The sequence below is a fragment of the Paraburkholderia sp. SIMBA_053 genome, from assembly GCF_046534895.1.
In the GTDB taxonomy this organism is placed as follows: domain Bacteria; phylum Pseudomonadota; class Gammaproteobacteria; order Burkholderiales; family Burkholderiaceae; genus Paraburkholderia; species Paraburkholderia caledonica.
Map to the genome: position 1 here is coordinate 1 of NZ_JAWRXU010001437.1, position 245 is coordinate 245.

Consider the following 245-nt stretch of genomic DNA (forward strand, 5'->3'; position numbering starts at 1 on the left):
CAGGCATCCTCGAGTTCGGCACGCAGCTCTCCGACACGCTCCCCGCTGCGATGCAGCGCACCGATATCGACCTGCGAAGCGGGCTCCGGTGCAGAGGCCAGGAGGGCACCCGCGCGGGCGATCGCGGCCCGAGCCTCCTCGCACTGCGTCGCCACCGTCTGCATCCGGGAACCGACATCGCGCAGCTGCTGGGTGTCGACGGCGATCACCCCGCCGTGCCCGATCTCCAGGCCGCTCATTCCGCT

The 245-nt window shown here is 71.0% G+C and carries 1 protein-coding gene; it reads right to left on the bottom strand.

Features of this window, described 5'->3' with window-relative positions; all coding sequences use genetic code 11:
* On the bottom strand, positions 1 to 245 hold a 245-nt coding region (locus tag SB753_RS40370), incomplete at both ends, for a hypothetical protein (protein ID WP_410805589.1).